The sequence below is a fragment of the Sediminibacterium sp. genome (assembly GCF_051860225.1).
Lineage (GTDB): Bacteria > Bacteroidota > Bacteroidia > Chitinophagales > Chitinophagaceae > Sediminibacterium.
On sequence record NZ_JBHYEI010000002.1, the window covers coordinates 207555 to 230501 of the forward strand.

The 22947-nt window shown below is 37.1% G+C and carries 18 protein-coding genes; 9 read left to right on the forward strand and 9 right to left on the reverse strand.

Annotation, left to right across the window (positions count from 1 at the left end; genetic code table 11):
* Positions 1-12 precede the first annotated feature (12 nt).
* From ACTIEI_RS07730 to clpB, 4 genes are all read right to left on the reverse strand, one after another.
* A complete protein-coding gene (locus ACTIEI_RS07730; RefSeq protein ID WP_439505717.1) occupies positions 13-1068 on the reverse strand; it encodes a saccharopine dehydrogenase family protein in 1056 nt (351 codons plus the stop codon).
* 69 nt (positions 1069-1137) lie between these two features.
* A complete protein-coding gene (locus ACTIEI_RS07735) occupies positions 1138-2010 on the reverse strand; it encodes a DUF4382 domain-containing protein (protein ID WP_439505718.1) in 873 nt (290 codons plus the stop codon).
* Between the two features lie 108 nt (positions 2011-2118).
* A complete protein-coding gene (locus tag ACTIEI_RS07740; RefSeq protein ID WP_439505719.1) occupies positions 2119-2790 on the reverse strand; it encodes a hypothetical protein in 672 nt (223 codons plus the stop codon).
* Between the two features lie 57 nt (positions 2791-2847).
* Entirely contained in the window at positions 2848-5442 is a 2595-nt protein-coding gene (gene clpB / locus ACTIEI_RS07745; RefSeq protein ID WP_439505720.1) for an ATP-dependent chaperone ClpB, read from the reverse strand.
* A 68-nt stretch (positions 5443-5510) separates the two neighbouring features.
* Between clpB and ACTIEI_RS07750 the strand changes: the two genes are divergently transcribed.
* The 4 genes from ACTIEI_RS07750 to ACTIEI_RS07765 all read left to right on the forward strand — a co-directional run bounded on the left by ACTIEI_RS07750 (position 5511) and on the right by ACTIEI_RS07765 (position 12084).
* A complete protein-coding gene (locus ACTIEI_RS07750; RefSeq protein WP_439505721.1) occupies positions 5511-6560 on the forward strand; it encodes a serine hydrolase domain-containing protein in 1050 nt (349 codons plus the stop codon).
* Positions 6560-7492: a tRNA epoxyqueuosine(34) reductase QueG gene (gene queG, locus ACTIEI_RS07755; protein ID WP_439505722.1), complete on the forward strand. Its 933-nt coding sequence runs from the start codon at positions 6560-6562 to the stop codon at positions 7490-7492. Before ACTIEI_RS07750 ends, queG begins: the two co-directional genes overlap by 1 nt.
* Before the next feature lie 124 nt (positions 7493-7616).
* Complete coding sequence (locus tag ACTIEI_RS07760) at positions 7617-10757, forward strand: SusC/RagA family TonB-linked outer membrane protein (RefSeq protein ID WP_439505723.1); 3141 nt, start codon at positions 7617-7619, stop codon at positions 10755-10757.
* 19 nt (positions 10758-10776) lie between these two features.
* Positions 10777-12084, forward strand: coding sequence for a RagB/SusD family nutrient uptake outer membrane protein (locus tag ACTIEI_RS07765; RefSeq protein WP_439505724.1), 1308 nt, complete (start codon positions 10777-10779; stop codon positions 12082-12084).
* 82 nt (positions 12085-12166) lie between these two features.
* Here ACTIEI_RS07765 and ACTIEI_RS07770 read toward each other — a convergent pair whose 3' ends face one another.
* The 3 genes from ACTIEI_RS07770 to sppA are packed head-to-tail and all read right to left on the reverse strand — an operon-like array spanning position 12167 to position 15550.
* On the reverse strand, positions 12167-12658 hold the full coding sequence (locus ACTIEI_RS07770) for a hypothetical protein (protein WP_439505725.1): 492 nt from the start codon (positions 12656-12658) through the stop codon (positions 12167-12169).
* A gap of 1 nt (position 12659) precedes the next feature.
* Positions 12660-13769, reverse strand: coding sequence for an ABC transporter permease (locus ACTIEI_RS07775; protein WP_439505726.1), 1110 nt, complete (start codon positions 13767-13769; stop codon positions 12660-12662).
* A gap of 20 nt (positions 13770-13789) precedes the next feature.
* Entirely contained in the window at positions 13790-15550 is a 1761-nt protein-coding gene (sppA, locus tag ACTIEI_RS07780) for a signal peptide peptidase SppA (protein ID WP_439505727.1), read from the reverse strand.
* Between the two features lie 59 nt (positions 15551-15609).
* Between sppA and folK the strand changes: the two genes are divergently transcribed.
* The 3 genes from folK to ACTIEI_RS07795 are packed head-to-tail and all read left to right on the forward strand — an operon-like array spanning position 15610 to position 18031.
* Entirely contained in the window at positions 15610-16095 is a 486-nt protein-coding gene (gene folK, locus ACTIEI_RS07785; protein ID WP_439505728.1) for a 2-amino-4-hydroxy-6-hydroxymethyldihydropteridine diphosphokinase, read from the forward strand.
* A gap of 43 nt (positions 16096-16138) precedes the next feature.
* Complete coding sequence (locus ACTIEI_RS07790; RefSeq protein ID WP_439505729.1) at positions 16139-16771, forward strand: deoxynucleoside kinase; 633 nt, start codon at positions 16139-16141, stop codon at positions 16769-16771.
* A 9-nt stretch (positions 16772-16780) separates the two neighbouring features.
* Positions 16781-18031: an MFS transporter gene (locus tag ACTIEI_RS07795; RefSeq protein ID WP_439505730.1), complete on the forward strand. Its 1251-nt coding sequence runs from the start codon at positions 16781-16783 to the stop codon at positions 18029-18031.
* Between the two features lie 8 nt (positions 18032-18039).
* On the opposite strand, the gene ACTIEI_RS07800 is transcribed toward ACTIEI_RS07795, so the two are convergent.
* Positions 18040-18522 (reverse strand): YkgJ family cysteine cluster protein, encoded by a 483-nt coding sequence (locus ACTIEI_RS07800; protein WP_439505731.1) that lies wholly within the window; start codon positions 18520-18522, stop codon positions 18040-18042.
* 125 nt (positions 18523-18647) lie between these two features.
* Here ACTIEI_RS07800 and gcvP point away from each other — a divergent pair, with 125 nt between their 5' ends.
* A complete protein-coding gene (gene gcvP, locus ACTIEI_RS07805) occupies positions 18648-21521 on the forward strand; it encodes an aminomethyl-transferring glycine dehydrogenase (protein ID WP_439505732.1) in 2874 nt (957 codons plus the stop codon).
* A 29-nt stretch (positions 21522-21550) separates the two neighbouring features.
* Here gcvP and ACTIEI_RS07810 read toward each other — a convergent pair whose 3' ends face one another.
* Positions 21551-21925, reverse strand: a complete 375-nt coding sequence (locus ACTIEI_RS07810; RefSeq protein WP_439505733.1) for a hypothetical protein — start codon at positions 21923-21925, stop codon at positions 21551-21553.
* A 242-nt stretch (positions 21926-22167) separates the two neighbouring features.
* Between ACTIEI_RS07810 and ACTIEI_RS07815 the strand changes: the two genes are divergently transcribed.
* Positions 22168-22944, forward strand: coding sequence for a hypothetical protein (locus ACTIEI_RS07815; RefSeq protein ID WP_439505734.1), 777 nt, complete (start codon positions 22168-22170; stop codon positions 22942-22944).
* Positions 22945-22947: the final 3 nt, after the last annotated feature.

Consider the following 22947-nt stretch of genomic DNA (forward strand, 5'->3'; position numbering starts at 1 on the left):
ATCAATGCAATATTAATTGATGCTTCTGGTAACCCCATCAATTTCTAACACTAAATCTGCCCCATAACAAGCTGCAGGTGTTTGATAACCTGTTTTAAAATTTCCAGAAAGCACTTTTTGTGTGATGATCAGACTACTAATAGCAGTTAACGTATACCCCTCAGGCCCCTGAAGAGTAGCTACAAGGGTTTCATTTTGATCATTCCTAACTTCACCCCAAACCAAAGACTTTGCTTTTAAACGCATTTGCTCATCTGGTCCAGCGGGCATTTTTTTAATCTTCTTTTTATAATAATTTCTAACAATAGAAAGCTGGAGTAACCAATTAAACCATTTTTGCCATTTTAGTATGGAAAAAGTTTTGGGCGACGCGGCAGTATATGTTTCAATATTAGGAATTAAAGTAGTGGTATATGCGGTTGAAATATCCCCCCAAGGGATAGTCATCACAAACATTTTTTTCACACCAAAATCAACCCAAAAACCTTTATGACCGAGTGGCTTTCTAACAATTTTCCCATTTTCTCTAACAGCGCCACCCTCCCCCATTCCTTCAGCCATGGTGGTTGCAGTACCATGAGATAATTTGCCCCCAATCGTTGCAAAAGCTAATTTTAAATGAGTGGCATTGGGCATTTTATCATGTAAAAATTTAGCCATACAATCGGTGGGTACAACATCAAATCCAACACCGGGCATGATCATAATTCCTTTTTCCTTAGCAAGTCCATCCATTTTTTTTAATAACTCAAAAACAGCAATTTCACCAGTGATATCTAAATAATGAACACCTGTTGCTAAACAGGCTTTGGCCATTTTTTGTGCAGTAAATTTGAAAGGACCAGCTGCATGCAAAACCAGGGGAAAGTTTTTTAATGTTGATGCTAACATAGTAGCATCATCTAAATTGACTACTACAAATTCAAGCGAAAGTTCTAATGCCATTTCTTTTAAGGCAGTTGAATTTCTTCCAGCTAAAACAGGAATCAAATTGAATTGACTCGCCATTGAAGCAATCAATTTGCCAGTGTACCCATTAGCACCGTAGAGTAGAAATTTATTTTGCATAGCGTAAAATACAAAATCCCGACAACATAGTTGACGGGATTTGCATAATCGAGGGATTTATAAGGCAAATTATTTTTTGAGTGTAATTAAACCCAATTGTGCTTCTTTAGTTTTAGAAACTACTACATTCCGTATCGTAGTATCTGCATAACCGTTGGATGCATTTACAAAAACAGCATAATTACCGTCTTTTAGTCCACGAATTTTAAAAAATCCTTCATGATTAGGAAGAGCATATGCTGTATCGGTATTATTAAATACTGTGATGACCGCTTGCGCTTCTTTTGGGGTTACTTTTCCCGAAATACCCGCAGTTGATTTTACTGTAAAAAATTTAATATACGGTTTCAAATAAAATTGATTGTTCTTTTCTACAATAGATCTACTGATATCAAAATCTAACCAGAGTCTAGATTTATTAGGCAAATATTCATCCCATTCATTGCCTTTTAATTTGATTAACACGTAAGGTTTCTCATTAGAAGGAATATTTAAAGGATAACTAACACTATCCTTAATTAGCGAATGTGAAGTACCTAATTCAATTTTAATTAATCGAATGGCTCCTTTGTAAACAGTACTCGTAGCTAATAATGTATCTACTCCGTTGCGTAGCTTTAAGATATCATACACACCAGCTTTTACACCAAGGTCTTGCCATACCAATGATGAATCATTTTTAGCATGCCTTGAACTACCTATGCGATCCCAATCACAGGTATCTTTTCTACGAGTATCTTTACTCGTATCTATTAATAAGGAAACCGATTTGATATCAATAAAAACGTTATCAAAAACACCAGGAGCATCAGTTAATAAAACCGATACAGACTGCATTCCTACTGGTGTTTCTACAGACGAGGTTTTATTACAAGCTGTAAACACAATGGATACTGAAATTGCTAATAAAGCAATCAACTTAAAGGGGGTTGTTTTTTTCATGGTTGAAGGTTTTAGTGTAGCATTATTCCATTGATAACATTTTATACATAGATGCTACCAAATAACGTGCCGTTGCCTGTTAAATAAACTTTAACAAAAAGCCCCCCTTTACAATGCGGCTATTATGGAACTAATTTCTTGAACACTTAACCTTTTACTTTTTTTAAACTTTGGAAAAAGTTGAGCTGCTCTATCTATATCTTTTGGAAACAACTCTTCAAAAGATTTCCCTTTTATAGGATTAATAAGATTATTGTTGACATCTAAAAGAAAAAAATCATTGAATAATTGAAACGACAAATTAGTAGAAGATTTGCCGTAGTCATAATTCTCAACTACTTTTTTATGTATGCGATTAATCAAACTATAATTTAATCCCTTAGCTTTTACTTGATACAATAATGAATCATAAGCAACCAATTTGATGAATTGCGTAGAATCATCCCTACCCTCTTCGCTGTGATAAATGGTCACTTTTTTGATTGGTTCTGAAAATTCAAATTCCTTATTATTTTGAATGAAATTAATTTTTCCATTCACTAGGTTAACAAGTACACTTATATTTCGATGAATTCTACCATTAAATAACTCAACAGTTGCAGTACGCGATTCATCCTTCCACAGAGGGCTACCCTTTACACCTGGAACATTGCTACTTAAAAGTTTACCATGCTCATCGTATACTTCTATGAAATGGTGAGTTGGCCTAGCAACTGTCACGTTTTGTGCTATTAAAAAATTGCTGAAATTGGCAAGCAAACAACAGAGTATAAAACGCATACAATAGTTTTCTTAAAGTTACCAATTTCAGCAATTTTTTACAACTTTACCTCAAAGCTATTCATTTCTGAATACGACTAATCCGTCGAACACATCTACCAAAACAGGTTGAGATTTATCTATATCACCAGATAATATTTTTTTACTTAAAGCATTCACAATTAATTTTTGAATTAATCGCTTTAAAGGTCTTGCTCCTAACTGTGCATCAAATCCTTGTTCAATCAAGTAATCAACTAAGTAATCACTAAACTTTAAAGTAATATCGTTCTCTGCAACTAATTTTTTAAGTCCTTCTAATTGTATACCAACAATTCCTCGAAGCTGTGTTTTATTTAAAGGACTAAACATAATTATCTCATCAACCCTATTTAAAAACTCAGGTCTAATCGTTTGCTTTAAAAGTTGCATGACTTCTGACTTCGCTTTTTCGGTTGCCTCTTCAATTCCGGTTTCCATAACACCTTCAAAAGCATCCTGAATTAAATGACTACCAATATTACTTGTCATGATAATAATGGTATTCTTGAAATTGACCATTCGCCCTTTATTATCTGTTAAGCGACCATCATCTAATACTTGCAACATAACATTCCAAACATCTGGATGCGCTTTTTCAATTTCATCCAATAAAACAACACTATAAGGTTTTCTTCTTACTGCTTCTGTTAATTGACCACCCTCATCATAGCCAACATAACCTGGAGGCGCTCCTATTAAACGAGATACCGTATGTTTTTCTTGATACTCACTCATGTCTATTCGAGTCATCATCGTTTCATCGTCAAACAAATAATCAGCTAATGCTTTCGCTAATTCTGTTTTACCCACACCAGTGGTACCTAAAAAGATAAATGAACCAATTGGTTTTTTGGGATCCTGCAATCCTGCTCTACTTCTTCTGATGGCATCCGATACAGCGCTAATGGCTTCTTCTTGCCCTACCACACGACGATGCAATTCGTCTTCTAAGTGCAATAGTTTTTCTCTTTCGCCCTGTAACATTTTTGCAACTGGAATTCCAGTTGCTTTAGCAATACTCTCTGCAATATCTTCTGCATCTACTTCTTCTTTCAATAATCGCTTCTCAGAAGAATTCAATAATTGTTCTGTAACAGAAGTGATAATTGTTTCCTGCTCTTTTACTTTTCCGTAACGAATTTCTGCAACCTTACCATATTCTCCATTTCTTTCAGCTTGTTCAGCTTCCTGTTTTAATTGTTCAATTTGAGCTTTAGCTGTTTGCACTTTTTCTACCAGCTCCTTTTCTTGGGTCCACTTAGCTTTTAAAGTATCCCGTTCAACAGCCAAATTGCTTATCTCGATATTGAGTTCTTTTAATTTATCCTCGTCGTCTTCCCTTTTGATTGCTTCACGCTCAATTTCAAGTTGTCTAATTTGTCTTTCTAGCTTATCTAATTCTTCTGGCATCGAATTCATTTCGAGTCTCAGTTTAGCAGCACTCTCATCAATCAAGTCGATTGCTTTATCAGGTAAAAAACGATCGGTTACATAACGATTTGACAATTCAACAGCAGCAATAATCGCTTCATCTTTAATACGAACATGGTGATGTGTTTCGTAACGATCTTTTAATCCACGCAATATAGAAATGGCATCTTCAACAGTGGGTTCATCAATTACTACTTTCTGGAATCTTCTTTCTAAAGCTTTGTCTTTTTCAAAATATTTCTGGTATTCATTTAAAGTAGTTGCACCAATTGCTCTTAACTCTCCTCTTGCTAAAGCTGGCTTTAAAATATTAGCTGCATCCATTGCCCCTTCACCACCGCCTGCACCAATTAGGGTATGTATTTCATCAATAAACAGAATAATTTCTCCTTCACTAGAAGTAACTTCTTTAACCACTCCTTTTAGTCTTTCTTCAAACTCCCCCTTATATTTTGCACCAGCAATTAATTGACCCATATCTAAACCGTAAATCACTTTTGATTTTAGGTTTTCGGGAACATCGCCATTTACAATACGCATTGCCAAGCCTTCTACAATGGCCGTTTTACCTACACCAGGTTCTCCAACTAAAATAGGATTGTTCTTAGAACGTCTGGTCAAGATATGAAGGGTTCTTCTTATTTCTTCATCTCTACCAATTACAGGATCTAACTTACCCTGCCTTGCCATATCATTCAAGTTTTTGGCAAACTTGTTTAACATGTTTAGCTGAGTTTCTTGAGCCTGTGATTGAATAGTATCACCCTTTCGCAAATCTTTAATTGCAGTAGTTAATCCTTTCTCGGTTAATCCTGCACTTTTTAGCAACTTACCAGTAGCATCATTCATTTGAACCAATGCCATCAATAAATGCTCAGGCGTTATGAATTCATCCTTAAATAAACTCATTACAGCATTCGCTTTTAACAAGGCATTGCTAAAATCTCTACCAGCTGTTTGCGCTGGTTCTCCATCTTGAATTTTGGGCAGTTTGTTAATTTGCTCTAATAACTTTGCTTCTAAAAAAGTAGGATTCACATTATTCTTCTTTAATAGAAAATCAATTGCTGAATCCTTTTCGGCTAACAAGGCTTTTAACAAGTGATCTGTTTCAATAGATGGATTGCTATTGGAATATGCAACTTGTTGTGCTGCCTGAATAGCTTCTTGGGCTTTGATGGTATAATTGTTCAGATTCATATTTGTGTTGATTAACTTAACTTTATTGCATTAATCAAACTACAATCCAAGCCAATAATTCGGAAAATATGTCGCTAAAAAAAACAAAAACATGCGTAAAAGTCATTCTAGTTACGGCTTTCCTGCTAATATTACAGCATAGCAACGCACAATTTAATTTTCAAACCCTTGAAGCGGCAATAGCTGCTTCAAATAAAGAATTGGGTAAAGAGTTTGTTGTATTGGTATATAAAGACGGTAAAATTATTTTCTCGAAATCAGCGGGAGAGTTTACCCCGAAAACACAAGCGCCCATCGCAAGCAGCAGCAAATGGTTAACAGCGGCTTTAATTATGGCATTAGTTGATGAAGGCAAAATCTCTCTTGATGATAAAATCAGTAAACATCTTCCCATTTTTACTAAATATAGCAAAGGCTTTATTACGATTAGGCAATGTTTAAGTCACTTAACAGGTATAGAATCGGAACCCATTAAACTAGCCAATTTTGTTAAGCGAAATAAATACAATAGCCTAGAAGAAGAAATAGAAGAGTTTGCATCTAAAAGAGAAATAGTATCCAACCCTGGCTTAGAATTTAGGTACAGTAATGTTGGAATGAATATAGCAGGCAGATACATTGAAGTGGCACTAAGAAGAGGGTTTGAACAATTGATGCAAGAAAAAATTTTGAGACCTTTACAAATGAGAGGCACTAATTTTTCTAGCTTAAATGCGATTAACCCTTCGGGTGGAGCACAATCAACTGCAAATGATTTAATGAATTTTTGTTCGATGCTATTAAACAAAGGCATGTTTAATGGCAAGCGCGTTTTATCAGAAGAATCCGTAAAATTATTATTGCAAACACAAACTACTTCTTCTATGATTAAGTATGCACCAAAATCGGCAGAAGGATACAATTATGCGTTAGGTTCATGGGTTCTTCAAACAGACCAAAATGGAAATGCAACAGTATTAGCTAGCCCTGGTTTATTTGGAACATGGCCTATGATTGATTTGTGTAGAAATTATGCAGTGGTATTTTTTGCTAAAGAATTATTGTCTGAAGAAAAGAAAGAGCAGTATTTAAAATTGAAAAATATTATTGACGAACAAATAGTGGCTAACTGTAATTAATGTTGCAAATACAATCAAATACACAATTTGTAAAATCACTCGCATATGAGTTGGGATTTTCCTATTGTGGTATTGCTAAAGCAGCGCAACTTTCAGAAGATGCCAGAAAATTAGAGCAGTGGCTTAACAAGGGAATGCATGGCAAAATGCAATACATGGAAAACCATTTTGATCTTAGAACAGATCCGAGAAAATTGGTGCCAGGAGCCAAATCGGTTATTACATTATTGAAGAACTATTATCCCACCGAACAACAAAAACCATATGCACCACTTATTGCTAAATATGCTTGGGGAAAAGATTATCATGAAGTAATTAGAAATACGTTAAAAACATTTTTAGCATCCCTTCGGCAACAATTAGGAGATATCAATGGAAGAGGATTTGTAGACTCAGCACCCGTTTTAGAAAGAGCATGGGCAGTAAAATCTGGATTGGGATGGGTTGGCAAAAATGGGAATCTTATCCATAAAAATGCAGGCTCCTTTTTTTTTATTGCCACATTAATTGTAGATATATCCTTGGAATATGATGACCCAATTGTAAAAGATTATTGCGGCACTTGTACAAAATGCATAACAGCTTGCCCAACGGAAGCTATTTTACCCGACAAGCAAATTGATGGCAGTAAATGCATTAGTTATTACACCATTGAATTAAAAGACGCCATGCTAAATGAAGGCATGAAAGATCAATTTAAAAACTGGATATTTGGTTGTGATATCTGTCAGGATATTTGCCCATGGAATCGTTTTAGCAAGCCGCATCAAGAGCCGGCATTCGAACCAATTCCTGCAATATTGAATTTAAGTACCAGTGAATGGGAAGAACTAACAGAGGAAACTTTTAAAACCGTATTCAGAGATAGTCCTTTAAAAAGAGTAAAATTTAGCGGCATTAAAAGAAATCTTCGGATTATTCAGGCAGATTAAACCTAAAAGCAGCAGTTTTTTGCGGTTTTCCCCGAATTATTCACCGTTTATATAAACAAAAACAAGATATTCCCGCACATATTATATATTTATACTGTTTTTCAAAACCCAAAACGATACGCATATGAATGTTAACATTGGCAAGGCCAGTGTTTTATCGAAGTTGTGCTTCCTTCTCTTCGGTATTACATTGACAATTGGCTTGCAAGCCCAAACAACCATTAAAGGAAAAGTGACGGACAGCAAGGGACTTCCAGTACCTGGCGCATCAATCACTATCAAAAACTCTGGTGCTGGAACAGCTTCTGCTGTTGATGGTACTTATCAGTTTGTAGTTAACTTAAAGCAAGGTAAATATGAGGTAGTGATTTCTTCTGTTGGATTTAGGTCTGCAGAAAAGAGTTTAAGCATTACTTCTACCACTGGCAGCTTTAGTTTTGATGCTTCCTTAAAAGAGGACGCTACTGGATTAGATGAAGTAGTGGTAACTGGTACTTCTCAGGGTACCACTAAAAAGCAATTAGGAAACTTTATTGGTACTGTTAAAGGAAGTCAAATTAACAATGCAGGTTCTCCTAATGCAATTGCTTCTTTACAAGGTAAAGTTCCAGGAGCGCAAATCACTCAAAACTCTGGTGACCCAGCAGGTGGCATGAGTGTGAAACTGCGTGGTGTTAGCTCAATCTCTGGTTCTTCAGATCCTTTGTACATCATTGATGGAGTTATTTTAAACAACTCAAATGCAAGAGTAACCAATGCACAAAGTGACTATGACACTTATGGTAGTGTTGGTCAAAACAGAATGGTAGATATAAACCCAAATGATATTGATCGTATTGAAGTATTGAACGGTGCTGCAGCAGCTGCTATTTATGGTAGCCGAGCAAATGCAGGGGTTATTCAAATCTTTACTAAAAGAGGATCTACTGGCGCGCCAAAAATTACATTTAGTTCTAAGGTAAATACCAATTCATTGAGAAAGCGTTTGGTATTTAATAATGCTACTACCAAGTTTGGCGGACCTACAGATGGACCAGGTGCTTTAACACAAGATATCATAACAGCTCCTTTCCAAACCACTACTACTCCTGTTACTCGTTACGATTACCAAGATGATATTTTCAGAACAGGAATGGGTACCGATAACAATGTATCTATCACAGGTGGTCAAGATAAAATGCGCTATTTTGCTTCTTTAAACTACAATACCAATCAAGGTATTATTAGAGGAACAGACAATACTCGATTTGGTTTCAGATTAAACTTAGACAACAAAGTAAACAACTGGTTTAGTTGGAATGCGGGTATCAATTATACCAATAATGCAACCAATGAAAAACCAGACGGAAACAGCTTCTTCTCTCCTATTAACTCAATGACGATTATTGGAAACTTTCACAATATCCGTGCAAGAGACGTGAATGGTAATTTACTAGGAGTAGGTGAAAGAGGACGTGTAAATCCTTTAACAATTATCAACGATATCAAACAAAGAAACGTAACCAATAGAACCGTTTCTAATGTAGGATTTAAGTTGTTCCCAGTAAAGGGATTGGTAATAGACTATACAGCAGGTTTAGACAATATTGCACAAAACGGAACCACTTTTATTCCTCCATTTCCATACAATGCTAGTCCTGGATTTTATGGCGGCGGTGCAACATTAGACCCAACATTAAATGGTTATGCTAGTGCAGCAAGTTTTAATTCTACGTTCTTTAACCACGATTTAAACTTCACCTACACTACACAACTAACCAATAAATTGTCTTCTGTAACACAGTTTGGATATTCTGAGCAATATGAGAAAGCGCAATACATTTTAGCACAAAGCCGTGGATTATTACCAGGTATTTCTACAGCAACAGGTGGTAGCACTTTGTTGCCTAACTCAGATGGAAGAAGTGAAAGATCAATTCGTGGTTTCTTCTTACAGCAAAACTTCAAATTCAATAATCAATTATTTGTAACCGTTGCAGGTAGAATTGATGGATCATCTGTTTTTGACAAGAATAATAGAAACTTCTTCTACCCTAAAGTAAGTGGTAACTATATTATATCTGAAACAGAGTTCTTCAAAAATTCATCTTTGGCAAAAACAGTGGATGTTTTTAAGATTCGTGCAGCATATGGTGAAAGTGGAAACTTAACTGGTATTGGAGCGTACGATCGTTTCAATATCTACAATATCTCTCCTTTCTTAGGAAGAACAAGTTTAACTTCTCCTTCTGCAACAATTAGTTCTGATTTAAAACCAGAGCGTCAGAAGGAACTTGAAATTGGAACAGACATCGCTTTATTAGGCAACCGCTTACAAATTACTGTTAACTATTACAACAAAAAAGTAACAGATTTATTGGTACCGAATATTACCAATGCACCAAGTTCTGGTTTCCCTACAGCAACTAAGAATGTTGGATCTTTAAGCAACAAAGGTTTTGAAATTATGGTTACTGCAGTTCCTATTAAGAACAAAGACTTTTCATGGGAAATCACTGGTAACTTTAATAAGAACAAAAACAGAATTGAAAACTTAGGCGTTCCGTTCATTTCATTTGCAGCGCCAACAGGTGCAGTATTTGCATTGATTCCAGGATATGATGCCCCAGTATTTTATTCAACTTTCTTTGCAAGAAATGCAAATGGAACAGAAGTTAAAAATGCTGCAGGTATACCACAAACAGCAAGAGGTCCTATTGCGAATGGTCAACCATTTGGAACACCAACTTTAGACCCTGCAACAGGCTTGCCATATACTACAGGACCTAATTCTACTATTCTAAGATCTGTACTAGGTTCGCCTAACCCAACTTACACTGCAACTTTAATTAACAGCTTCACTTACAAAAAATGGAATTTTGGTTTCCAATTAGACAGAGTAGCTGGAGCAGAAGTATTTAATGCAGATTTCAGAACAAGACAAGGAGTTGGTAATGGTAGTGAATTTGCACAAAGAGAACATAAAGGAGAACTTCCAAGAGGCTATATCAGCGGAATTTATGGAATTGAAGAGTGGAGAGTAGACGATGGCTCTTTCACTAAATTACGCGAAGTATCTGTAGGTTATTCATTTGGCAAAGTGACCAATTTATTCACCAACTTAACCGTAACGCTAACAGGAAGAAACTTAATATCATGGGACAACTACAGAGGATACGATCCTGAAACCAACTCTACCGGACAAAGCAGTTTGTTCAGAGGGGTTGACTTTGGTAACGTACCTATTCCGAAGACTTTCCAATTCGGTGTTGTAGCAAATTTCTAAACCCATCAAACTAGTTAACATGAAAAAATTATTATTGATTATTTTATCCGGATTAAGTTTGGTTGGATGCAAGCAAGACTTTACCAACCCCGGAGCAATTGGCGATACAGATGCATTTTCTACGCCAAGAGGATTAGCAGGTGTTGCTGTTGGATTACAAAACGTTTACAGCAACGGAAGACTTAGTCCGGTATACAACGGTATTACAGCGGCTGGAGCACTTACCAACGAATTCAGGCTAATGAACGCAGGTAATACGGATGAGTTTCAATTATTCACCGGAGGTGCGGTAGTAGACAATTTAAATGGCATTGTAGGCAATATGTGGACTTGGAATAATAAGATCATTTATGATGCAGACAATGTGATTAATGGTGCTAATAAATTAGGAGATAAAGCATACGCAGCTGGCTTAATTGCTTATGCAAGTATTTTTAAAGCATTGGCAATAGGTAATTTATCTATGTTCTTTGAACAAATCCCTGCAGCTCCAGGAACACTTGCAACACCAGCAACATTCCAAAGCAGAGCAGATGGATTTAGAAGAGCAGTAAGCACTTTACGCGCTGCACAAACTGCATTAGGAGCCAATGCCCCAAATGCTGCATTTTATGCAAATGTTCCAACCACGGTAAATGCTGCATTCTTTAATAATACTATTAATGCGTTAATTGCACATTACAGTTTGTTTGCAGGAGATTTTGCGAGTGCAACAACTGCAGCAAATGCAGTAGACTTAAACTTTAATGGTGCTGTTTTAGGGTACGATGCCATTGTAACCAACCCTATATTTACCACAGCAACTGCAACCAATAACGTGTTTCAAATATTGGATTCAACCTTAGGTTTACCTACAGCGTTAGCACCAGATTTAAATGATCAGCGTATTCCATTTTATACAGCAATCAATCCTACTATACAACCACGCTATAGAATTAGGGGTTTCTTTAACGCACCTACACAGGCAATTCCTGTATATTTACCAGACGAAATGCGTTTGATTAGAGCAGAATGTTTTGTAAGACAATCAGCCCCTAATTTAACGGCAGCCGTTGCAGAAATAGACGCAGTAAGAACGCAGTTACCAAGTGCCGATCCTTTTGGCGTAGGTGGTGGATTAACTGCATACAGTGGACCAGTTACTACTGCTGCATTGATTGATGAAATTTATCGTCAACGCTGTATAGAGTTATGTATGAGTGGAATGAGATTAGAAGACAACCGAAGACTAGGCCGTCCTGCAGGAGAAAGAAAAAGAACCTTCTTCCCTTACCCTAGCAGAGAACGAGATAACAACCCGAATACACCGGCAGATCCTGCCAACTAATGATGTTGTATCCCAATTAGTTCGTAACAACAAAAAGCCCCGATCGATTTATCGATTCGGGGTTTTTTAATTAGAGTAACTTTTATTTTTCTAGATTCTTCTTAAGGGATTGTAAGTTCTGCTCCATCATTGTTCCCAAAATCTTATCGTTCATCATCGAAGAAAAACGTTCCCAAGGATACCATCCAATTTGTTGTACAAATTGCCATTGTACCACCACAAAGTCTTGACCTGGATTTCCCCCAATTAAGCGCATGGTACTTATTTGTTGCTGCCCATTTAAGCTAGTCCAAGAAGATACAACAGTAGAATCAGTGACTTGTGTTATTAGCACCAAAGAATTTCCCAATTTTGCTTTACTAGCAGATTCTATGGAAACTGAAGCGTCATTCATTCCATTTACCCACGAAGCCCATTGTTGAATATCAGTAATTTTATTCTTAACAGAATCCTTTGGGGCTTTAATATCCACCGCTCTTGAAACCAACACAGTAGATGGGAACAATAACCCAATGGAAGTAATTATTACGCCCAATACCAAAACACTAATCAATCCTAATTTTATTAATTTCATCTTACTCCCATTTAAAGGTTTTAAACGCAACGATATAAACAATTACAATCCAGATACCTAATACACCTAGTTCAAAACCACAGTCTTTTAAGCCAGCGCCTTCAAAAGCAATATTGCGCATGGCATTGTTAAAATGAGTTAACGGAAGCATGCGCGAAATGGGTTGCAACCATGTGGGAAAATTATCAATCGAGAAGAATGTACCCGCTAATAAAAACTGAGGCAAAGTAATCAGGTTGGCAAATGGAGGAATAGTGCTTTCACTCTTGGCAACACTACTAACAATAAATCCAAAGCCCATAAATAAAATCAAAGCAATAAAACTTAGGACCATGATTTCGGCAAACGTAACTAAGCCATTCACTAAAGTAAAATGAAACGCATAGTGCCCTACTAAAATAATGATAACAGCAGTTATCATTTGAAAAATAACCCTGCTCAATGCCTCCCCTAAAACAATATAAGAACGTTTGATGGGCGTAGCATAAAAACGCTTCAGCACCAGTTGTTGCCTTAAATTAAAGAACAAAAATGCCACCCCAAAAACACCCGCACTTAATAAGGAAAAACCCAATTGCCCAGGCAAAATAAAATCGATTGTTCTGTAAACTCTACCAGGTATTTTTTTAACTTCTTTATTAATGGTAGCAATTGTAGGGGTAGATGGAAACTGTTGTTGATTGATCCCACTTATTACCGCATTCAAAATGGATTGAAGCACTTGAATATTTTGTGGATTAGCTGCTTCAGAACTAGTTAATTGAATACTATAAGGCGGAACTGCACTAGTTGGTTGTTTTACTATATTTATGACAGCGGTTATTCTCCCTTTTTCTAAGTCTTCTTTTAAGGGGATGCCTTTTTTATTAGTTACTTTAATTCCCGAAATCTGTTTAAGACTTTGATAAATAGGATTTAAAGTATCAGAACCTTCGGCAAAAGCGATATTAACGTTTACCTTCCCTCCACTACCAATAAAACCAAACACCAAAATAAAAATCATGGGAAAAGCAATACTGAAAATTACTGCTGAAGGACTTCTGAAAATAGACCTTAAACTCCCTTTGGTAATGGCCATCATGGCCTGCAATTGGCTATACGGTTTACTCATCCTACTTGTTTTGGGCAAATCTATTGTATATTAACCATAAAGGGAATCCTTGCTTGAGGAATACCCACCATTTGCTTCACTTGTTTTAATTCATTCAGTATTGGTAAAACCGCAGGATCAATTTGTTCTTTCATTAATTGAGTAGATACCGACTTTTTGTATCCGCCCATTATTTGCTCTATGAAAGATTTTTTTTCGGGATACTCTTTTAATTTAATGTCGCTCTTTTTAATATCCGCCATGCGAGCAGCACAATCAATTGCATCTTGTAAACCTCCTACTCTATCTGTTAAGCCAATCTTTTTAGCGCTGGTACCAGTCCACACACGTCCTTGTGCAATGCTATCTACCGCTGCAATTCCTAAGTTTCTACCATCAGCAACCCTAGCTAAGAAAGTAGCATAAATACTGTCTACCGAAGACTGAAAATACCTTTTCTCATTATCGTTTAAAGGCTTACTAATATCACCCATATCAGCATATGGTGCAGTTTTAACTCCATCAAAAGTGACCCCAATTTTATTCTTAAAAAAAGATTGCATATTGGGCACCACACTGAAAACACCAATTGAACCCGTAATGGTATTTGCATTGGCAAATACAGAATCAGCATTACAAGCAATATAATAACCACCAGAAGCAGCCACATCACCCATACTTACCACTACTGGCTTTTCTTTTTTAATTAAAGAAATTTCTCTCCAAATCACTTCGCTGGCTAAAGAACTTCCACCCCCAGAATTGATTCTGAAAACAACCGCTTTGATAGATTTATCAAAACGAATTTTACGCAAAATATTTTTGTAACTATCACTTCCAATCATTTCATCATCCCCCTGGCCCGAAACAATATCTCCATTAGCAAAAACCACTGCGATTTTTTCACTACCTACAGATGCGTAATCAGCCGCTTGTGCATAGTCTGAAAGACTCACAAAATTGATCTTGGTTTTTATTTCCTGTCTTAATTTCTTGCTAATACCAGCTTTAATTTGATCATCATATTTTAAATCGTCTACCAAACCATATCGTTTAGCATCATGTGCGGTTTGTACTAACCCTTTTAAAGCCAGATTTCTTAATTCGGCCGTGTCTTTATTTCTAGACATAGCAGCAGCCTGCAAAAAATGGGTATATAATTCACCCAACCAAACACCAGTTTGTAATTTATTAGCCTCGGTCATTTTAGTTTCACGCAGTGGTTCAGTAGCACTCTTAAATTTACCTGCATAAAAAATTTGGGGTTGAATCTCTAGTTTATCCAACATCCCTTTTAAGAAAAATAAATTAGTAGAGAATCCACTCCAATCTACCCCACCTTGCGGATTACAATATAATTCGTTGGCAGCACTACCAATATAATATCCTTTTTGTGAAATCACTTCACCATGAGCAACTACAAATTTCCCACTGTTCTTAAAATCAACCACTGCTTTACGCAATTCTTCGCTTGCAGCAAAACCATTGGCATTATCAGCACATAGAATATATAATCCCTTCACAGCAGAATCTTTCTGTGCGTATTTCAATAATTGAATCACTTGAAACAAAGAGGGAGCTTCCTCTTCTCCTTCGTTAAGCAAGGTAGCAAAAGGATCTTCTTTAAATTGTTCCTTAAGTGGAACAGCGAGGTCTAATACAAGGACCGCTTTAGATCCAATAATGGGTTTATCTGAAGATGCAGCACTTGTAGCAATGCCGATTAAAACGAATACGCCAATAAGCGTAAAAAGTACCAACGCAATAAATGTTCCCAATACTATTTTTAAAAATCCTCTCATATTAATTGATTAACCGATTATTAATTAAAGATATTTGATGCTTAGTACACTACCAATTTATGCATATAGCCTATTTATTAATCGGAAGCAACTTAGGAGACAAATCAAGCTACCTAAAAAATGCCAGTTCATATATACAACAACAATGTGGGCAAATAGTTAAACAATCTGCTTATTATGAAACCGCCCCATGGGGATTTACGGATCAGCCAGGCTTCTTAAACCAAGCATTGATGCTAGAAACAGCGCTAGACCCAGGAGAATTAATGAGACGATTGCTAGCGATTGAAACAACTATGGGACGTACCAGAACCATCAAAATGGGGCCGCGCATTATAGACTTAGATATATTACAAATTGATCAAATGGTATTGGATACGCCCCTTTTACAATTACCACATCCCGCCATGCATCAACGAAGATTTGCCTTAATACCCCTGGTAGAAATAGCCTCCGAATTGGTGCATCCAGTTATACAAAAAACCATGGCTGAGTTATTACAAGAATGCCCTGACCAAGGGGATGTGCAAAAAAAAATGATATAAGGAACGCATCAGCGTTTAATTTTGACCGCTCAGTAGCAAATTCATGAAGCATCAGTTTATTACGATAGAGGGGAATATTGGAGCAGGCAAAACCACGTTGGCAAATATTCTAGCCAAGCAACTCAACGCAAGAATTATCCTAGAAGAATTTGCAGACAATCCATTTTTGTCTAAGTTTTACGATAATCCAGGGCAATATGCTTTTCCATTGGAATTGTTTTTTATGGCTGAACGCTATAAGCAATTGAAAGAATTAGTGCATACCAAAGATTTATTTCAAAGCATTACAATTTCAGATTATTTATTTACCAAATGCTTATTATTTGCCAAGGTTAATTTACCCGAGGAAGAATTTAGGTTATATCAAAAGCTATTTGATATAATACATCAACAATTGGTATTTCCAGACCTGTTAATTTACTTGCATGCACCCGTTAATAAGTTGCAACAAAATATAAAAAAAAGGAACCGGCCATTTGAGCAAGCCATCCCAGATGAGTATTTGTTTAATATACAAGAGACATATACCCATTATATAAAACAGCACCATATTAAAACCATTTTCATAGACGCAAGTAATGCAGACTTTATAGGAAACCCTGCACATGTGCAAGTGGTTTTAGATGCATTAGAAAAAGATTTAGACCACGGACAACATTATTTTACCCTACCCTAGAAAAATCCAATGCCCCCAGTAACAAAGCAACAAAACGAAACATTCAAGGTATTGGGGATACCCGAATTCAGGCATCTATTAACGGGACGATTTTTATTTATCATGGGGTTAAGAATGTTAGGCACATTAACTGGATGGTGGATATACGAATTAACGAATGAGCCATTTGCCATTGGATTGATTGGACTAGCCGAAGTAATACCAGCGGTATCATTGGCATTGTATGCAGGATATATTATTGATATAAGCGAAAAAAGAAAACTCTTACTCAGAGGAATATTATTCTATTTAAGCTGCGCCATTGCCCTGTTATTACTAAGTACCCATTATTCGTTGGAGCAATTGGGAAAAAATTGGGTAGCATTTTCCATTTACATCGTCATCTTTTGTACGGGAATTATCCGTGCATTCACCGGGCCTTTATTTGGAACCATGTTGGCAGCAATCGTACCAAGGGAACAATTGCAAAGTGCCACTACTTGGAATCAAGGCATTTGGTTATCGGCATCGGTAACAGGCCATGCAGTAGCAGGATTTTTAATTGCGGGTATTGGCAATACCGGCGCCCTACTCATCATAGTGAGTTTCATAGCAACCGGATTTATTTTTCTATACCAGCTCAAAGCCAAACCAGCATTGAATAAGAAAGGGGAAAAGACCGGATTAGAAAGTGTGAAAGAGGGCTTACAATTTGTATTTAAAACCAAGGAAGTATTGGGTGCTTTATCCCTAGATTTATTTGCTGTGTTTTTTGGTGGAGCAGTAGCCATGGTACCCGTATTTGCCAGAGATATTTTAGCAGTAGGCCCCATTGGATTTGGTTGGTTGAATGCAGCCACCGATATAGGTGCCATCTGTATTATTGTATTAGCAACCATCTTTCCATTAAGAACCAATCAAGGAAAAATATTGCTATGGGCCGTGGGAGGATTTGGCGCTTGCATCATTGTATTTGCGCTCTCCAAATTATTTTGGCTCTCTTTCTTTGCGCTCCTATTAAGCGGCATACTAGATGGCATTAGTGTAATCATCAGAGGAACAATAGTACAAATGAAAACACCCGACCATATGCGCGGAAGGGTCATGAGTGTAAACTCGATGTTCATCAACAGCAGCAATGAATTGGGCCAGTTTGAAAGTGGATTGGCAGCAAAAATAATGGGCGTAATACCATCGGTTGTTTTTGGAGGATCAATGACCATACTAGTGGTAGTAGCTACTTGGTTTAAAGCACCCGCACTTAGGAAAATGAAGTATTAGCAATAAGCCTATTTCACAATTGCCATTAAATTCTCCATAACATGATAAACGGCAGGACAGAAACTGGAATTTTTTAAAGTAATCAGCGGCCGCTTCAACAATACATCTTCATCGGTATAAGGGAAACGAGCACAATCAGAAGGTCGCTCATCATAAATGCTGCACATATTATCCTGCCCTAAAAATGGGCATGGTGTAGACTTAACTACATAATCTCCATCCGAATCTAGGTTGAGGTATTGATCAATAAAGGCCGTTTCCTTCATACCCAGGTACTTACTGATTCTTTTGATATCAGGCTGTTTAAACCTAGGAGAGTAATTCTTACAACAATTGGCACATTCCAAGCAATTGATTTGCTCAAAAGCCTTTTCATGCAAATCGGGCAGTACTTTTAATACTTTGTTCTTATTCGCTTTCTTTAAAAACTGCCCGTACTTTTTTTGGTGCTCGGCAGATTTTTTTTCCCAATTAATCATCAAGTCTTCCACAAGTATCCATTAAACATATTAAGAAATTAATCACAACGCAGTAAAATTATGCTATTCGCTCAACAAAGCAGTTAAATTGATGTTCATACTTATTACCTTTGCGCCACCAAAAAAGCCCGTTGAGTATGAATTTATTTGAGCAACAATCCACCGAATTTCAGAGAAGACATATTGGACCCAATGCATCAGATTTGAATGCAATGTTAAAAACCATTCAGGAGCCTAGTGTTGAGTCTTTAATTAGCAAAACCATACCAGATAGCATTAGAATTAAAGGGAACCTAAATGTACCTGCAGCTATTGGAGAGTTTGAGTACTTAGCAGCATTGAAGAAAGTAGCTGAAAAAAATAAATTATATAAAAACTTCATAGGGCAAGGATATTACGGCACTATTACACCAAGTGTTATCCTAAGAAATATTTTTGAAAATCCAGGATGGTATACCCAGTATACCCCTTATCAGGCAGAAATATCACAAGGCAGATTGGAAAGTCTATTGAACTTCCAAACCATGGTAACCGACCTAACCGGATTACCAATGGCCAATGCATCTTTATTAGATGAAGCAACAGCAGCAGCGGAAGCCATGGCGATGTTGTTTCATATTGCTAATAAAACAGATAATATTACCAAGCCCAAATTATTTGTAGACAACAATATATTTCCACAAACCAAGCAAGTATTAATCACGCGCGCGGAACCGATTCAAATAGAATTGGTATTTGGGGACTATCAGGCAGCAAGCATTGACGAAACCTATTTTGGCGCCATTCTACAATATCCGGCTAATAATGGTTCAGTAGAAGATTATAAAGCATTCATTCAAAACGTACATTCGGCCAATGCATATGTCATCATGGCCACCGATTTATTGGCGTTAACCGTACTAACTTCTCCAGGAGAATTAGGTGCAGACGTGGCCGTAGGATCGGCACAACGTTTTGGTGTACCAATGGGATACGGTGGACCACATGCTGCATTCTTTGCCACCAGCGACGAATTCAAAAGAGGTATGCCAGGAAGATTAATAGGCGTAAGTATTGATGCACAAGGAAATCGTGCCTTAAGAATGGCATTACAAACCAGGGAACAACATATCAAACGCGAAAAAGCGACTTCTAATATTTGTACCGCACAAGCATTGTTGGCTAATATGGCTGCTATGTATGCAGTGTACCATGGACCAGCAGGATTGAAAAATATTGCATCCAGGGTTCACCTATTAGCTAATGCAACAGCAAAAGCATTAACCAGCTTAGGCATACAACAAAATAATACCGCATTTTTTGATACCCTACATATTAGTGGAGTAGATGCAACGCAGTTAAAAACAACAGCAGAAAACGCAGGCATTAATTTCCGCTATTTTAATGATGGAACAGTAGGCATCAGTATAGATGAAACCACTACAGTAGCTGATGTACAAGCATTGGTACACGTATTTGAACAAGTAACCGGCAAAACGGCAACAGCATTAGATTTAAGCGCAAATAGCAGCGCATTGCCGAGCAGTTTAAGTAGAACCAGCCCTTATTTAACTCATCCCGTATTTAATACGCATCACAGCGAAAGCCAAATGATGCGTTACATCAAATCTTTGGAGAACAAAGATCTTTCGTTGAATACCAGCATGATCAGTTTAGGAAGCTGTACCATGAAATTAAATGCAGCAACAGAAATGATCCCAGTAAGCTGGCCATCATTTGGAGGCTTACATCCTTTTGTACCGATTGATCAAACAGCAGGATACCAACAAATATTAACCGAGCTGAATCAATATTTATGTGCAGTAACCGGATTTACTGCATGTAGTTTACAACCGAATAGCGGCGCACAAGGAGAATATGCTGGCTTATTAACGATTAGAGAATACCATAAAAGCCGCAATGAAGCACATAGAAATATTGTATTGATTCCAATTAGTGCACACGGTACTAACCCCGCAAGTGCAGTAATGGCGGGCTTTAAAGTGGTGGTAGTAAAATGTGACGAAGCGGGAAATATTGACGTAGCCGATTTAAAAGCAAAAGCAGAACAATACAAAGATACCCTAGGAGGCTTAATGGTTACTTACCCATCAACCCACGGAGTATTCGAAGAAACCATTAAAGAAATTTGTGCATTAATTCACGAGAATGGTGGATTGGTTTACATGGATGGAGCCAATATGAATGCACAAGTTGGATTAACTAGTCCAGGGATGATTGGAGCCGATGTTTGCCACTTGAATTTGCACAAAACATTTGCCATCCCGCATGGTGGTGGTGGCCCAGGAATGGGACCTATATGTGTGAATGATAAATTAGCCCCATTCTTACCAGGGCATTTATTAGGATATGAAAAAACAGGATTAGAAGTAAGTGCTGCCCCATTTGGATCAGCGAGTATTTTATTAATCAGCTACGCTTATATTAAAATGTTGGGCGCAGATGGTATTAGAATGAGCACGGAATATGCTATTTTAAATGCCAACTACATGAAAGCAAGGTTAGAAAACTACTACCCTATTTTATACACTGGAAAAAATGGAACCTGTGCCCATGAATTCATTGTAGACCTAAGACCATTCAAGCAATCAGCCGGCATAGAAGCAGAAGATGTGGCCAAGCGATTGATTGATTACGGCTTCCACGCTCCTACCATGAGTTTCCCAGTTGCTGGAACTATTATGATAGAACCAACAGAAAGCGAGGACAAAGCAGAATTAGATCGCTTCTGTGATGCATTAATTGCCATTCACGGAGAAATCAAAGACATAGAAACAGGAAAAGCAGACAAATTGAATAACCCGTTGAAGCATGCCCCACATACACAAGCCGTGGTTTGTGCCGATGAGTGGACACGACCATACAGCAGACAAGAAGCCGCTTTTCCATTGTATTATGTAACCTTAAATAAATTCTGGCCAAGTGTAGCAAGAGTAAATAATACACATGGAGATAGAAACTTGATTTGCACCTGCGAACCAGTTTCATCTTATGCAGAAGAGAATGCATAAAACAAAGCATAGATTAATATCAGCCAAAACTAAACTGCCAAAGCGCTCCTTTTTAAGGGGCGCTTTTTTTTGAGCAAATGAATCAATTCATTTTTATCGGCCAAAGATTTTTCGAGTAGGGCAATTTGTTCTTGCAACAATAATACCATGGCTGCATCAGGCTCTTCATCTACGGTATAAGGCAAAACCTGCCGAATCATTTTACCTTTCCCGGTAAGTAGCCAATGAATATTTAAATCGGTAAAACATTCTTGTATTTTAAGTAAGACCGCCGAGCCCATGGTACCCTTGGCACGGAACTGCTTACCCAAATAACCATTACTTAATTGGCAACGCTGTTCAAAAGCATAAGCGCTTAAAGCATGGAATTCTAAGTATTGATACAAACGGTCAATAATGCGCATAATAAATTTTTTTACGGTTGGATTGATACCACCGAAAATAAATAAGGGCCTATTACGGGACAATGCGGCAAATACGTAAATTTGTTATTTTATGACGGTTTGTTGCAACAAAATCGGAAAGCTTCTACCAACTGGTAGTGATTTTAACGGATTAAATTGAATTAAACGGCAGTAAATCAAGCTTTAACTAAAATATTCACTTAAAATATCGGAACTTGCTAAACAAATTAAAAACTAAAGATATGTCTCGTTCACTAACAGGCATCGTGATTATTGGATTAGGTTTACTTACTGGCTGTGCTGGTAGTGTAAACAGTGGTAGTAATACCAAAGGGTATTTGAAAAGTAGTGCACAACAAAATACACCAACCAATTTCAATGCGGGAACCAACCTAGGCAGCAATACCAATAGTGGTACCCTATATAATAACAGTGGTACATTATACAATAACCCACAGCTCAACAATAATCAACCGCTTAACAACATTCCACAGTACAATAATTCGCCTGTTAACATCCCCAATACAAACAACAAAAGCGAATACGTACCCTTCACGCGTGAATTGCAAATGAAGTTGATGGCGTATAATGTAGATATTAAAAGGGTACAATTTTATATAGATCAAAAGCTCACATTAACAAGGGCATTAGATAGTGCAAAAGCAGAAGTAGCTTCTGGAGGCGTACGCTTTATCAATGGCAAACTAATTAATGAAATTGTAATACCCGCATATACTCCAGGTATAGCAGAGTCTGGCGATATGAATGGCGTAAGAGTTAGCTTCGAGAATGGTAATTCTTTCCTTTTTGTTCCAGCAGAAAGCGAGGATAAATTTGTAATTGCAGGAAATAACTGGGACAATGGCACAGTAGAAATTCCTTACGATAGAAATATATACAGAGCATCTGCAGGAGACGGTAATGGCAATGTAGCCGATGTAAGGTTGGTGGTTAAATTAACTGATATCAATAAGATTGATAAAAAGACCAGGGTACTACCAGGAAGAAAATTAAATTAAGCC

Bases quoted from the DNA above. Each gene is read 5' to 3' on its own strand.
- ACTIEI_RS07730 (WP_439505717.1), bottom strand. From the start codon at position 1,068: ATGCAAAATAAATTTCTACTCTACGGTGCTAATGGGTACACTGGCAAA.
- ACTIEI_RS07735 (WP_439505718.1), bottom strand. From the start codon at position 2,010: ATGAAAAAAACAACCCCCTTTAAGTTGATTGCTTTATTAGCAATTTCA.
- ACTIEI_RS07740 (WP_439505719.1), bottom strand. From the start codon at position 2,790: ATGCGTTTTATACTCTGTTGTTTGCTTGCCAATTTCAGCAATTTTTTA.
- clpB (WP_439505720.1), bottom strand. From the start codon at position 5,442: ATGAATCTGAACAATTATACCATCAAAGCCCAAGAAGCTATTCAGGCA.
- ACTIEI_RS07750 (WP_439505721.1), top strand. From the start codon at position 5,511: ATGTCGCTAAAAAAAACAAAAACATGCGTAAAAGTCATTCTAGTTACG.
- queG (WP_439505722.1), top strand. From the start codon at position 6,560: ATGTTGCAAATACAATCAAATACACAATTTGTAAAATCACTCGCATAT.
- ACTIEI_RS07760 (WP_439505723.1), top strand. From the start codon at position 7,617: ATGAATGTTAACATTGGCAAGGCCAGTGTTTTATCGAAGTTGTGCTTC.
- ACTIEI_RS07765 (WP_439505724.1), top strand. From the start codon at position 10,777: ATGAAAAAATTATTATTGATTATTTTATCCGGATTAAGTTTGGTTGGA.
- ACTIEI_RS07770 (WP_439505725.1), bottom strand. From the start codon at position 12,658: ATGAAATTAATAAAATTAGGATTGATTAGTGTTTTGGTATTGGGCGTA.
- ACTIEI_RS07775 (WP_439505726.1), bottom strand. From the start codon at position 13,769: ATGAGTAAACCGTATAGCCAATTGCAGGCCATGATGGCCATTACCAAA.
- sppA (WP_439505727.1), bottom strand. From the start codon at position 15,550: ATGAGAGGATTTTTAAAAATAGTATTGGGAACATTTATTGCGTTGGTA.
- folK (WP_439505728.1), top strand. From the start codon at position 15,610: ATGCATATAGCCTATTTATTAATCGGAAGCAACTTAGGAGACAAATCA.
- ACTIEI_RS07790 (WP_439505729.1), top strand. From the start codon at position 16,139: ATGAAGCATCAGTTTATTACGATAGAGGGGAATATTGGAGCAGGCAAA.
- ACTIEI_RS07795 (WP_439505730.1), top strand. From the start codon at position 16,781: ATGCCCCCAGTAACAAAGCAACAAAACGAAACATTCAAGGTATTGGGG.
- gcvP (WP_439505732.1), top strand. From the start codon at position 18,648: ATGAATTTATTTGAGCAACAATCCACCGAATTTCAGAGAAGACATATT.
- ACTIEI_RS07810 (WP_439505733.1), bottom strand. From the start codon at position 21,925: ATGCGCATTATTGACCGTTTGTATCAATACTTAGAATTCCATGCTTTA.
- ACTIEI_RS07815 (WP_439505734.1), top strand. From the start codon at position 22,168: ATGTCTCGTTCACTAACAGGCATCGTGATTATTGGATTAGGTTTACTT.